Below are 13,322 nucleotides of genomic sequence, written 5' to 3' on the forward strand. Positions count from 1 at the left end.
CAGGGCGGGTCCAGCGCAAGGCCCTGGGCCGCGGCCCCAGGCCCTCCCGGCGGCGTGGACGGCGCAAGGCCCCCAGGCCAGGCCCGGCGCAAGGCCCCCGGCCAGCCCCCGCCGCCAAGGAACCGCCTAGCGCAAGCGTTCCCGCGCCTCCATCAGCGCGAAGCCCAGCAGATTAGGCCCCCGCCACCTCTCCGGGGCCTGCGCCCGGTCATCATCGGCCGCCAGGCCGATCCCCCAGATGCGGTCCATCGGGCTCGCCTCCACCAGGACCCGCGACCCCGTGCCGACCAGGAACGAGCGCAGGGCGGCGGTCGAGGCGAACTTGTGGACGCTGCCCTCGACCACGATTCCGAACCGCTCGCGCTCCCACATCGTCTCGTCGAAGCCCCGCACCAGACGCCCCGCGTTCTTCGCCTCGGCGGGCGTGCGCGAGGCGAGGACCGCCCGCTCCGCCTCCGCGTCCCCGAAGAGGCGGGCCTTGGACGCCATCATCCAGTGCTCCGCCGTCCCGTACTCCACCCCGTCCACGGTGAACGGCGACAGCCACCACTGGCTCAGGCAGCTCGCACCGAGCGTCCCGTTCCGCCGCGGTGTGTGGCCCCAGAAGTGCAAATACTTCACCTGTACGCCCGCCCGCACCGCCGTGACCAGCGCGTCCACCGAGTCGATCTTCGTCATGCACGCGAGCATGGCACGCACCACTGACATTCCGTCCTGGGTTTTCCAGGACGACTCGACACCTGGTCGACAGATTCCGTCGCGTAACCAAAAGGCAACAACGGAATCACTTGTTGGAGCCCTACTGCTCTGTCAGGATCGGCACTCAAATCGATCTGGAGCTACGCCGCCCCCCTGGGACGGGGGCGACGGCGGAGGAGAGCGTCATGCACAACTTCCAGGCGCAGGACCACTTCGCGGACGGCGCGCAGTACATCGCGGGACGGCTGGCCAAGGGCACCTCAGGGCGCTCCCACGCCGTCGTCGACCCGGCAACCGGCGACGAGGTCCACCGTTACGAGCTCGCGGGCGAGAAGGACGTGGACGCCGCTGTCGCCGCCGCCGCGCACGCCTTCCCCGAGTGGGCCGGCGCGACCCCCGGCGAGCGCTCCGACGCCATGCACCGCTTCGCCGGCGTACTGGCCGAGCGCGCCGAGGAGTTCGCACAGGCCGAGTCGCTCCAGTGCGGCAAGCCCATCAAGCTCAGCCGGGAGTTCGACGTCCCCGGCACCGTCGACAACGCCGCCTTCTTCGCGGGCGCGGCACGGCATCTCCAGGGCCAGTCGGCCGGTGAGTACTCCGGTGACCACACCTCGTACGTACGGCGTGAGCCCATCGGTGTCGTCGGCTCCATCGCGCCCTGGAACTACCCCCTCCAGATGGCCGCCTGGAAGGTGCTTCCCGCCATCGCCGCGGGCAACACGATCGTCCTCAAGCCCGCCGAGCTCACCCCCTTCACCTCGCTCCTCTTCGCGCAGGCCGCCACCGAGGCGGGCATCCCGGACGGCGTCGTCAACATCATCAGCGGGGCGGGGCGGGATGCCGGAGAGCGGCTCGTCGGGCATCCCGACGTCGCCATGACCTCCTTCACCGGGTCCACCGGCGTCGGCAAGCGCGTCGCCGAGATCGCCACCTCCACCGTCAAGCGGCTGCACCTGGAGCTCGGCGGCAAGGCGCCGTTCGTCGTCTTCGACGACGCCGACCTCGATGCCGCCGTGCACGGCGCGGTCGCCGGCGCGCTCATCAACACCGGGCAGGACTGCACGGCCGCCACGCGCGCGTACGTCCAACGACCGCTGTACGACGCCTTCGTGGACGGCGTGGCCGCGCTCATGGAGACCGTCAGGCTCGGTGACCCCTTCGCCGAGGACACCGACCTCGGGCCGCTCATCTCGCACGTCCACCGCGACCGCGTCGCCGGATTCGTCGACCGGGCACGCTCCTACGCGCGCGTGGTCACCGGCGGCGAGGCGCTTGACCACCCCGGTGCGTTCTACCGGCCCACCCTCATCGCCGACGCCGCGCAGGACAGCGAGATCGTGCAGTCCGAGATCTTCGGGCCCGTGCTCGTGGTGCTGCCGTTCGACTCCGACGAGGAGGGCATCCGGCTCGCGAACGACACCCCGTACGGACTCGCCGCCTCCGCCTGGAGCCGCGACGTCTTCCGCGCCAACCGCGCGACCCGCGAGATCAAGGCGGGCTGCGTGTGGGTCAACGACCACATCCCGATCCTCAGCGAGATGCCGCACGGCGGATACAAGGCATCCGGCTACGGAAAGGACATGTCCGCCTACTCCTTCGAGGAGTACACGCAGATCAAGCACGTCATGTTCGACAACACCGCGGTCGTCCGCAAGGACTGGCACCGCACGATCTTCGGGGACCGATAGCCAGTAGGCCGCCGGACCAGCGGCCCATCCTCCCGAAAGGGCAACCAAGCGCATGGAGCAGTACGAGCCCGACCCCCTGTCCCCGGCCCAACTGGCCGCCATGCACCGCAGCTACCGGAACGGCAGGGCCTCCCTCACCCGCCGTTCCCTGCTGCGCGCCTCCACGAGCGGCGCGTTCGCCGTCGGTGGTCTCGGCGCACTCAGTGCCTGCGGGATCCCGGCAGCGAGCAAGAGCCAGGGCGACGTCTCGTCCGATGACCACTCGGCCAAGGAGAAGCGGATCACCTTCTCCAACTGGACCGAGTACATGGACGTCGACGACGACGAACGCCGCCCCACCCTGGACGCCTTCACGAAGCGCACCGGGATCACGGTCAAGTACACCGAGGACATCAACGACAACGTCGAGTTCTTCGGGAAGATCAAGCCGCAGCTCGCGGCGGGCCAGGAAACCGGACGCGACCTCATCTGCGTCACGGACTGGCTGGCGGCCCGGCTCATCCGCTTCGGCTGGGTCCAGAAACTGGACCCGGCCAACCTGCCGCACGCGTACACCAATCTGGCCTCCCAGTTCCGCAACCCGGACTGGGACCCGGGGCGGGCCTACTCGTACCCCTGGACCGGCATCTCCACGGTCATCGCGTACAACAAGAAGGCGACCGACGGCGAAGACATCACCTCGGTGTCGCAGCTCCTGGACAACCCCAAGCTCAAGGGGCGTGTCGGCTTCCTCTCCGAGATGCGCGACAGCGTCGGCATGACGCTCCTCGACATGGGCAAGGACCCGTCGAAGTTCTCGGACGACGACTTCGACGCGGCCATCGCCCGCCTCCAGAAGGCCGTCGACAAGAAGCAGATCCGCCGCTTCACGGGCAACGACTACACCTCGGACCTCGACAAGGGCGACCTCGCGGCGTGCCTCGGCTGGGCGGGCGACATCGTCCAGCTCCAGGCCGACAACCCCGACATCGCCTTCCACATCCCGGACCAGGGCTACATCACGTCCACGGACAACCTGCTCGTCCCGAACAAGGCGCGCCACAAGAGCAACGCCGAACGGCTCATCGACTACTACTACGAGCCCGAGCCCGCGGCCCGCCTCGCCGCGTACATCAACTACGTCTGCCCCGTCGACGGCGTACGTCCTGAGCTCGCGAAGCTCGACAAGAAGGCCGCGGAGAACCCGCTGATCCTGCCGGACAAGGAGATGGCCGCGAAGTCCCACGGGTTCCGCTCGCTGACGCCGAAGGAAGAGACGGCGTACGAGGAGAAGTTCGCCAAGCTGACCGGTTCCTAGACGGTGCTCCCACGCTCCTTCGTAGTTCGCGCGCCCTCCCTTTCCGTCCCCTCGACCCCCCTGGACGCACCATGACGACTGCTACAGAACACGGCGGCGACGTCCGCCTCACCGGGATCAGCAAGACGTACGGCTCCTTCAAGGCCGTCCGACCGCTCGACCTCACCGTGCCGCAGGGCTCCTTCTTCGCGCTGCTCGGCGCGTCCGGCTGTGGCAAGACCACCACGCTCCGCATGATCGCGGGTCTCGAGGAGCCCAGCTCGGGCACCGTGCAGCTTGGCGAGCAGGACGTCACGGCGCTGCCGCCGTACAAGCGGCCCGTCAACACGGTCTTCCAGTCGTACGCGCTCTTCCCGCACCTCGACATTTTCGAGAACGTCGCCTTCGGCCTGCGCCGGCGCGGCATCAAGTCGGTCAAGGGCAAGGTCGGCGACATGCTCGACCTCGTCCAGCTCGGCGAGCAGGCCCGCAAGAAGCCGCACCAGCTCTCCGGCGGCCAGCAGCAGCGCGTCGCCGTCGCCCGCGCCCTGATCAACCACCCCAAGGTGCTGCTCCTCGACGAGCCGCTCGGCGCACTCGACCTCAAGCTGCGCCGCCAGATGCAGCTCGAACTCAAGCGCATCCAGACCGAGGTGGGCATCACCTTCATCCACGTCACCCACGACCAGGAGGAGGCCATGACGATGGCCGACCAGGTCGCGGTGATGAACGCGGGCCAGGTCGAACAGCTCGGCGCCCCCGCCGACCTCTACGAGAACCCCCGCACCACCTTCGTCGCCAACTTCCTCGGCACGTCGAACTTCATCGAGGCCGAGATCGCGGGCCGCAGCGGCGACGACCTCACCCTCAAGGCAGGCGACGGCAAGCTCGTCCTGCCCGCCGCGCGATGTACGGCGCCCACCACCACGGGCGGCAAGGTCATCCTCGGCGTACGCCCCGAGAAGATCTCCCTCACGCACGCCGACGACGCGGGGCAGATTCCGGACGGGCGCAACCGCATCACGGGCCGCATCGCCGACAGCAGCTTCATCGGCGTCTCGACGCAGTACGTCATCAACAGCCCGCTCTGCGACGCCTTCGAGGTGTACGCCCAGAACATCGAGCGCGACACCCGCCTGGTCCCCGGCGTCGACGTCGTCCTGCACTGGAACCCCGCGCACACCTTCGGCCTGGACGCCGCCCAGGACATCGAGGCGGGCGTCGAGAAGGTCGAGGAGGACGCCTCCGCATGACGACCACCCTCACCGACGCGCCGCCGACGAAAGAGCCCGAGGAGGCGCCGCGCAAGATTCGCAAACGCGGCCGCCTCGTCCCCTACTGGCTGCTGCTCCCCGGCATCCTCTGGCTCGTCGTCTTCTTCGCGCTTCCGCTGGTCTACCAGGCGTCGACGTCCGTCCAGACGGGCTCCCTCGAAGACGGCTTCAAGGTCACCTGGCACTTCGCCACCTACTGGGACGCGCTGAGCGACTACTGGCCGCAGTTCCTGCGCTCGGTGATGTACGCGGGCGCCGCCACGATCCTGTGTCTGCTGCTCGGCTACCCGCTCGCGTATCTGATCGCGTTCCGCGCGGGCCGCTGGCGCAACCTCATCCTGGTCCTGGTCATCGCGCCGTTCTTCACCAGCTTCCTCATCCGTACGCTGGCGTGGAAGACGATCCTCGCGGACGGCGGCCCCGTCGTGGGCGCCCTCAACACGCTGCATGTCCTGGACGTCACCAGCTGGCTGGGCGTCACGGACGGCGACCGGGTCCTCGCCACACCGCTCGCGGTGATCTGCGGACTCACGTACAACTTCCTGCCGTTCATGATCCTGCCGCTCTACACCTCGCTCGAGCGCATCGATGGCCGGCTGCACGAAGCGGCGGGCGACCTCTATGCGAAGCCGGCCACCACCTTCCGCAAGGTGACCTTCCCGCTCTCCATGCCGGGCGTCGTCTCCGGAACGCTGCTCACCTTCATCCCTGCGGCGGGCGACTACGTGAACGCGGATCTGCTCGGCTCCACCGACACCCGCATGGTCGGCAACGTCATCCAGACGCAATTCCTGCGCATTCTGGATTACCCGACGGCCGCGGCTCTCTCCTTCATCCTGATGGCGGCGATCCTCGTCATGGTCACCTTCTACATCCGTAAGTCCGGGACGGAGGATCTCGTCTGATGGCTGCCTTCTTCCGCTGGCTCCGCGGCAAATTCGTCGTCATCGCGGGTCTGCTGACGCTCGCGTATCTGCTGCTCCCGAACGTCGTCGTGACGGTGTTCTCCTTCAACAAGCCGAAGGGGCGCTTCAATTACGCCTGGCAGGACTTCTCGCTCGACGCCTGGAAAGACCCCTGCGGCGTCGCCGACATGTGCGGCTCGCTCTCGCTGAGCCTGCAGATCGCCTTCTGGGCGACGATCGGCGCGACCCTGCTCGGCACGATGATCGCCTTCGCGCTCGTCCGCTACCGCTTCCGGGCGCGCGGCGCGGTCAGCTCGCTGATCTTCCTGCCGATGGCGATGCCCGAGGTCGTCATGGCCGCCTCGCTGCTCACGCTCTTCCTCAACATGGGCGCGCAGCTCGGCTTCTGGACGATTCTCATCGCCCACATCATGTTCTGCCTCAGCTTCGTGGTGACCGCCGTCAAGGCGCGCGTGATGTCGATGGACCCGCGCCTGGAACAGGCCGCACAGGACCTCTACGCGGGCCCCGTGCAGACCTTCGTCCGGGTCACGCTGCCGATCGCCGCACCGGGAATCGCGGCGGGCGCGCTGCTCGCCTTCGCGCTCTCCTTCGACGACTTCATCATCACGAATTTCAACGCGGGCTCGACCGTGACCTTCCCCATGTTCGTCTGGGGATCGGCGCAGCGCGGTACGCCCGTCCAGATCAATGTCATCGGTACGGCGATGTTCCTTGTCGCCGTCCTCCTGGTGCTCGGCGGGATGATCGTCTCAAAGCGCCGCAGCAAGCAATCTCACTAAGAATTCTGAAGGAGTGGAAATCATGGCCCCAAGCGCCATGACCCGTTTCACCAAGTCCCTCTCCGACGCCCAGCCGGTCTCGTACTGGCTGGACGACCCGGGCAAGCCCCGCGCCGAACCCGCCCTGACCGGCGACGAGCAGTGCGACCTGCTTGTCGTCGGCGGCGGCTACAGCGGACTGTGGACCGCGCTGATCGCCAAGGAGCGCGACCCGCACCGCGAGGTCGTCCTGGTCGAGGGCCGAGAGGCGGGCTGGGCCGCCTCCGGCCGCAACGGCGGCTTCTGCGCCGCGTCCCTCACGCACGGCATCTCGAACGGCCTGTCCCGCTGGCCCGGCGAGATCGCCAAGCTTGAGGAGCTCGGCGCGCGCAATCTCGACGAGATCGAGGCGGCCGTCAAGCGCTACTCCATCGACTGCGACTTCGAGCGCACCGGCGAGATCGACGTGGCCACCCAGCCGCACCAGCTCGCCGAACTGCACGAGATGTACGAGGAGATGGCGGAGCACGGCCTCGCGGGCGGCTCCGAACTGCTCGACGCGGACGCCCTGCGCGAGCACGTCGACTCACCGACCTTCCTCGGCGGCCTCTGGGACCGCGAGGGCGTCGCCATGCTCCATCCGGCGAAGCTGGCCTGGGGCCTCAAGCGTGCCTGCCTGGAGAAGGGCGTACGCGTCTACGAGCACACGCCCGCGCTCCAACTCGCCTCGTCCGGCGCCGGGATGGCCGTGCGCACCCCGTACGGCCGGATCCGCGCCCGGCAGGTCGCGCTCGCCACGAACATCTTCCCGTCGCTTGTCAAGCGCGTGCGCGCGTACACCGTCCCGGTCTACGACTACGCCCTGATGACGGAGCCGCTGACCGAGGAGCAGCTCGCGGCCATCGGCTGGAAGAACCGCCAGGGGCTCGGCGACAGCGCCAACCAGTTCCACTACTTCCGGCTCTCCGCCGACAACCGCATCCTGTGGGGCGGCTACGACGCGATCTACCCCTTCGGCGGCAAGCTGCGCGCCGAGCACGACGACCGCCCCGAGACGTACGCGAAGCTGGCGGGCCACTTCTTCACCTGCTTCCCGCAGTTGGAGGGGGTCCGGTTCTCGCACGCGTGGGGCGGCGCGATCGACACCTGCTCGCGCTTCTCGGCGTTCTTCGGCACGGCCCATGCGGGACGCGTCGCGTACGCGGCGGGCTACACCGGCCTCGGTGTCGGGGCCACCCGCTTCGGTGCCGACGTCATGCTGGACTTGCTCTCCGGCGAGCGCACGGAACGTACGTCCCTGGAGATGGTGCGCACGAAGCCGCTGCCGTTCCCGCCCGAGCCGTTCGCGTGGACGGGCGTGGCACTGACCAAGTGGTCCCTGGCCCGCGCGGACGAGAACGGCGGCAGGCGCAATCTGTGGCTGAAGACCATGGACAAGCTGGGCCTGGGCTTCGACAGCTGACCGGCTCCAAGGCTGTGACGGCGGCCCGCTGTCGACTGTTCGTCAACAAGTTCCCGAAACCCGCGTAATGCCGCGGCCCCGACCCCCTCTCTCCTGTGACATGCACAGCTGCAGCACAGGAAGAGGAGGTCCGCCATGACTGGCTCGGGCTCGGGAGCGAAGTCGGCGGTCGAATGGCTGGTGTCCGTGGCACCGGATCCGGACGCCTGCCGCTGGGAATGGGAGCGAAATCCCCTCGGGGTCGCGCTCCTTCCCGCCGGCAGGCTCTGGGACGTACTCATCCTTCCCGGCGAACTCGGCTACCCCACACTCGACGTACTGACCCGCTGCATCGACCGTCCCGGGCCGGTGCTCGCCGACTTCGGCGACTCCCGCATGGGGTTCTTCGTGCCGGCGGGCACGGTTTCCCGCTGGATCGGCACAGGCGTGCGCGGCGCCGGCCGCGGCACCTGGATCGTGGTGCCCTATCCGGGACGCTCCACGGGCGGAGTCCGCTGGCTCGTCCCGCCCGACGGGGCGGGCACGCTGACGGATCCGGCGCTTCTCGAACTGGCGATGCACGAGGCCGCGGCGCAGCTGGCGCCGCGGGACGGGGAGGCGCCGAGTTCTTGACGGGGCCTTGACAAGGCTATTGGTCTGGACCAAATTGAGCGATCCACCCTCCATCCCCCCATGCCCGGAGGCAGTCGTGGATCGTTCCTTGTCGCGTCACCTGAGACGTCTCACCGTGGCAGCGGCCACGGCCTGCGCGCTCGCCTCGTCCGGCCTCCTCGCCGCCGAGGCCTCGGCGGACCCTCCGGCGGGCCCGGCACCGAAGGCGGCCGCCGACCACGCCCTCGTCGGCTATCTCCACACCAGCTTCGCCAACGGGTCCGGCTACACCCGGCTCTCGGACGTCCCCGACAGCTGGGACATCATCGACCTCGCCTTCGGCGAGCCGACCTCCGCCACGTCGGGCGACATCCGCTTCGACCTCTGTCCGAAGACCGAGTGCCCCGGCGTCGAGTCCAGGGACGAGTTCAAGGCCGCCGTCAAGGCCAAGCAGGCGGCGGGCAAGAAGGTCCTGATCTCCATCGGCGGCCAGAACGGCCAGGTCCAGCTGACCACCACGCAGGCCCGCGACACCTTCGTCTCATCGGTCTCCGCGATCATCGACGAGTACGGACTCGACGGCCTGGACATCGACTTCGAGGGCCACTCCCTCTCGCTGAACGCCGACGACACGGACTTCAAGAACCCGAAGACCCCGTCGATCGTGAACCTCATCTCGGCGGTCAAGACCCTCAAGTCCAAGTACGGCAGCGGCTTCACGCTCACCATGGCCCCCGAGACCTTCTTCGTGCAGCTCGGCTACCAGTACTACGGCACGGGCAAATGGGGCGGCCAGGACCCCCGCGCCGGTGCCTACCTGCCGGTCATCCACGCCCTGCGCGACGACCTCACACTGCTGCACGTCCAGGACTACAACTCGGGCCCGATCATGGGCCTGGACAACCAGTACCACTCCATGGGCGGCGCGGACTTCCACATCGCGATGACCGACATGCTGCTCACCGGCTTCCCCGTGGCGGGCGACACGAACAACGTCTTCCCCGCGCTGCCCCCGGAGAAGGTGGCCATCGGCATGCCCGCGTCGACGAACGCGGGCAACGGCCACGTCCCCACGGCCGAGGTCAACAAGTCCCTGGACTGCCTGACGAAGGGCACGAACTGCGGCTCGTACAAGACGCACGGCACCTGGCCAGGGCTGCGCGGCCTGATGACCTGGTCGATCAACTGGGACCGCCACAACAACGGGGAGTTCTCGAAGAACTTCGACGGCTACTTCGGCTGAGCCGTGCCCGTGCTCGTGTCCATGCCCGTGTCCGTGTCCGTGTCCATGTCCGCGTCGGTGGCGCGGCAGCCGTACCGCGCCACCACCAGCACCATCACCTGCAGCACGATCCCGAACAGGCACCAGCTGGCCACGACGTCCAGCGGCCAGTGATACCCGCGCCGCACGAGCCCGAGGCCGATCCCGAAGTTCAACAGGGCGCAGGCGATGACCAGTTCGCGCCGGGCGTACGTGCCGCGCAGGTACGGCAGCAGGAGCAGCACCGCCCCGCCGTAGGCGACCATGGCGGTGGCGGTGTGGCCCGAGGGGTAGTAGCCGGTGCCGTCCATGCCGGGCGGTCCTGTGCGGCCGATGAGTTCCTTGAGCGGGATCACGAGCACCGGGACCGCGACCATGGCCACGGCGGCGGCCACCGGGCCCAGCCACCAGCGGAACGCGCCGGCGCGGTAGGCGCGCAAGGCCGCGTAGGCGATGGCGACGGCGAGGACCGGGGCGGCGACGGCGACCCCGCCCAGATCGGCGAGGAGTTCGGCGACGCCGTCCGGGAGGCGGCTGCCGGTGATCCAGGGGCCGAGCCGCTCGTCCGCGTCGCGGAGGGGGCCGTCGGTGATCACTTGCCAGGTGATGAGCGCGAGGAGCAGCGCGCAGAGGCAGAAGAGGAAAGTGGTCGGCCGCCCCGGAACAGGGGGGGTAGTTCCGAGGCGGCCGTCCTGACCGGTGTGCCGCACGCCCCGGGGGGTTTGGGGCGGGCGGCCATCCGATCGGTGAGGAGTTCCGGAGCCAGAAGCTCCGGGTGTGTGCGCGAGGGCACGACCAAGACGGGGCTGGGGAGGCTCCGTCCCGGTGTCGCCCACAGTCCCCTGTGGGCGGGGTGTTTCTCTCATCTGCAGAAACCGTACGTCAGGCGGTGACCGGCCGACAGCCGGAACGGCAACCCGTCATGGGGCTCGCACACGTTCTTCACACGCCCTGACGGTCACCCCAGGTCACGGGTCTGCCACCGCGCGCTGTACACACACGTCAGGGCATGTGCGGATACATACGGAGCCGGGATCTTCCCCCTTTGGGGTGATCCCGGCTCCGATGGTCACTTCCGAAAGGACGCGATCAGACTCCGGCGAAGGCCGCCTCGATGATGTCCAGGCCCTCGTTCAGGAGCTCATCGCCGATGACCAGCGGCGGCAGGAAGCGCAGCACGTTGCCGTACGTGCCGCAGGTGAGGACGAGCAGGCCCTCGGTGTGGCAGGCCTTGGCGAGCGCGGCCGTCGCCTCGGGGTTCGGCTCCTTGGTGGTGCGGTCCTTGACCAGCTCGATGGCGATCATCGCGCCACGGCCGCGGACGTCGCCGACGATGTCGTACTTCTCCGCGATGGCGTTCAGGCGGGCCTTCATCGTCGCCTCGATGGCCTTCGCCTTGCCGTTGAGGTCGAGCTCCTTCATCGTCTCGATGGCGCCGAGCGCACCGGCGCAGGCCACCGGGTTGCCGCCGTAGGTGCCGCCGAGGCCGCCGGAGTGCGGGGCGTCCATCATCTCGGCGCGGCCCGTGACGGCGGCGAGCGGCAGGCCGCCCGCGATGCCCTTGGCGGTGGTGATCAGGTCCGGGACGATGCCCTCGTCCTCACACGCGAACCACTGACCGGTGCGGCAGAAGCCGGACTGGATCTCGTCCGCGACGAAGACGATGCCGTTGTCGTTGGCGAACTTCACGATCGCGGGCAGGAAGCCCTTGGCGGGCTCGATGAAGCCGCCCTCGCCGAGCACCGGCTCGATGATGATCGCGGCGACGTTCTCCGCGCCGACCTGCTTGCTGATCTGGTCGATGGCCTGCTTGGCGGCCTCGGGACCGGCGTTCTCCTCGCCCGTCGGCCAGCGGTAGCCGTAGGCCACCGGCACGCGGTACACCTCGGGCGCGAACGGCCCGAAGCCGTTCTTGTACGGCATGTTCTTCGAGGTCAGAGCCATCGTGAGGTTGGTCCGACCGTGGTAACCGTGGTCGAAGACGACGACGGCCTGGCGCTTGGTGTGCGCACGGGCGATCTTGACGGCGTTCTCGACGGCCTCGGCGCCGGAGTTGAAGAGCGCGGACTTCTTCTCGTGGTCACCCGGCGTCAGCTCCGCGAGCTGCTCGGCCACGGCGACGTACCCCTCGTACGGCGTGACCATGAAACAGGTGTGCGTGAAGTCGGCGAGCTGCGCGGTCGCGCGGCGCACGACGGCCTCGGCGCTGGCACCGACCGACGTCACGGCGATGCCGGAGCCGAAGTCGATGAAGCGGTTGCCGTCGACGTCCTCGATGATGCCGCCACCCGCGCGCGCCGCGAAGACAGGCAGCACGGAACCCACGCCGCCGGCGACCGTGGCGGTACGGCGGGCCTGCAGCTCCTGAGACTTCGGCCCGGGGATGGCGGTGACGACGCGGCGCTCCTGCGGAAGTGCGGTCATGGGGTGCTCCTGGGGGTGGGGCGAGGCTGACGCTCGAATGCTTGCTTTCTTCGCAGGTTAGGGGTGGAGGGCGGGGGCGGGCATGCTCCACGGGGGAGTTGTTCGGCGTGGCGGTTGTCCGTGGTGGACATAGCGGGGGGTGGGCGGGGTGCGGCTTTCGTCCGCTTCGGTCGCGGGTACGGGTCAGGGTGTTCCCGCAGGTCCCGGGCGCGTATTCGGTGAACTACCCCTGTGGGGGCACTAGATTGACGGCTGAACCGACAGACCGGCAGGTCAGGGGGCAAGGGCCATGGACTCCGAAGGCACGCACGACGCTCGCGGCACACACGCCACACCGGTGCCGCGCCCGGCGGCGCCTCCTGGCTCCGCCGGGCAGCGGGGTGTGCGTCCTGGCCCCGCCGGTCAGCAGGGTGCGCATGTCACTCCGCCGCGTCCCGTACAGGCGCCGGGGTCCGCGGCCGCGGGGGTGCCGCCGCAGCCCGACGGCTCCGCCTTCCTGACCTGGCTGCGCACGCCGCGGCCCGGCGCGCTGCCGGGGGTGTGGCGGTTCGGGCACCGGCCCCGGCCCGAGCAGGAGCCGGAGATCACTCCGGCGCGGCAGTTGTTCACGGGGGCGCTGATCGCGTTCCTGGTGGGCTGGCTGCTCTGGTCGCTGCTCTGGAACGGCTATCTCGGCGGCTGGTGGGTCGTGCCGCTCGAGCTGTTCCTGCCCGACTCCTGGATCTACTCGGACGACCGGGTCGGCAACGCCGTCGTCTGGTACAGCTACTACACCCTCATCGTGTTCGTCATCATGATCGGCGTCGGACGCATCGGCCGCTGGGACGAGATCTGGCGCCGCTACATCGCCCCCCGCTTCCGCCGTCCCGCCCCGCCGCAGCCGCCCCCCGCCCCCGGCGAGGACCCCGCGCACTGGCCCCAGCTGCGGGAAGCCGGTGCGGACGCCGCTGCCGAGCGGCT

At 69.1% G+C, this 13,322-nt stretch carries 10 protein-coding genes and 2 pseudogenes; 9 read left to right on the forward strand and 3 right to left on the reverse strand.

What is annotated here, in order from left to right:
* Positions 1-126: 126 nt before the first annotated feature.
* Positions 127-708, reverse strand: a complete 582-nt coding sequence (gene ybiA / locus ABD378_RS20840; RefSeq protein ID WP_344522444.1) for a riboflavin biosynthesis intermediates N-glycosidase — start codon at positions 706-708, stop codon at positions 127-129.
* A 176-nt stretch (positions 709-884) separates the two neighbouring features.
* Here ybiA and ABD378_RS20845 point away from each other — a divergent pair, with 176 nt between their 5' ends.
* The 8 genes and pseudogenes from ABD378_RS20845 to ABD378_RS20880 form a co-directional block, all read left to right on the forward strand.
* Complete coding sequence (locus ABD378_RS20845) at positions 885-2,387, forward strand: gamma-aminobutyraldehyde dehydrogenase (protein ID WP_344522445.1); 1,503 nt, start codon at positions 885-887, stop codon at positions 2,385-2,387.
* 52 nt (positions 2,388-2,439) lie between these two features.
* Positions 2,440-3,684: an ABC transporter substrate-binding protein gene (locus ABD378_RS20850; protein WP_344522446.1), complete on the forward strand. Its 1,245-nt coding sequence runs from the start codon at positions 2,440-2,442 to the stop codon at positions 3,682-3,684.
* Between the two features lie 71 nt (positions 3,685-3,755).
* Positions 3,756-4,916, forward strand: a complete 1,161-nt coding sequence (locus ABD378_RS20855; RefSeq protein ID WP_344522447.1) for an ABC transporter ATP-binding protein — start codon at positions 3,756-3,758, stop codon at positions 4,914-4,916.
* A complete protein-coding gene (locus ABD378_RS20860; protein ID WP_344522448.1) occupies positions 4,913-5,842 on the forward strand; it encodes an ABC transporter permease in 930 nt (309 codons plus the stop codon). The genes ABD378_RS20855 and ABD378_RS20860 overlap by 4 nt, the downstream gene beginning before the upstream one ends.
* A complete protein-coding gene (locus ABD378_RS20865) occupies positions 5,842-6,645 on the forward strand; it encodes an ABC transporter permease (protein ID WP_344522449.1) in 804 nt (267 codons plus the stop codon). The genes ABD378_RS20860 and ABD378_RS20865 overlap by 1 nt, the downstream gene beginning before the upstream one ends.
* A gap of 22 nt (positions 6,646-6,667) precedes the next feature.
* Complete coding sequence (locus ABD378_RS20870; protein ID WP_344522450.1) at positions 6,668-8,086, forward strand: NAD(P)/FAD-dependent oxidoreductase; 1,419 nt, start codon at positions 6,668-6,670, stop codon at positions 8,084-8,086.
* A 135-nt stretch (positions 8,087-8,221) separates the two neighbouring features.
* Entirely contained in the window at positions 8,222-8,698 is a 477-nt protein-coding gene (locus ABD378_RS20875) for a hypothetical protein (protein ID WP_344522451.1), read from the forward strand.
* Positions 8,699-8,912: 214 nt separating this feature from the next.
* Positions 8,913-9,920: pseudogene (locus ABD378_RS20880) on the forward strand (chitinase); the annotation flags it as partial.
* On the opposite strand, the gene ABD378_RS20885 reads toward ABD378_RS20880, so the two are convergent.
* Positions 9,908-10,648 (reverse strand): phosphatase PAP2 family protein, encoded by a 741-nt coding sequence (locus tag ABD378_RS20885; protein ID WP_344522452.1) that lies wholly within the window; start codon positions 10,646-10,648, stop codon positions 9,908-9,910. The pseudogene ABD378_RS20880 and the gene ABD378_RS20885 sit on opposite strands and share 13 nt — an antisense overlap.
* A 379-nt stretch (positions 10,649-11,027) precedes the next feature.
* Positions 11,028-12,362, reverse strand: a complete 1,335-nt coding sequence (gabT, locus tag ABD378_RS20890) for a 4-aminobutyrate--2-oxoglutarate transaminase (protein WP_344522453.1) — start codon at positions 12,360-12,362, stop codon at positions 11,028-11,030.
* 289 nt (positions 12,363-12,651) lie between these two features.
* Here gabT and ABD378_RS20895 point away from each other — a divergent pair.
* Positions 12,652-13,322 (forward strand): annotated as a pseudogene (locus ABD378_RS20895) (ATP-binding protein); the annotation flags it as partial.

Source organism: Streptomyces rectiviolaceus, assembly GCF_039533825.1.
GTDB classification, from domain to species: Bacteria; Actinomycetota; Actinomycetes; order Streptomycetales; family Streptomycetaceae; genus Streptomyces; species Streptomyces rectiviolaceus.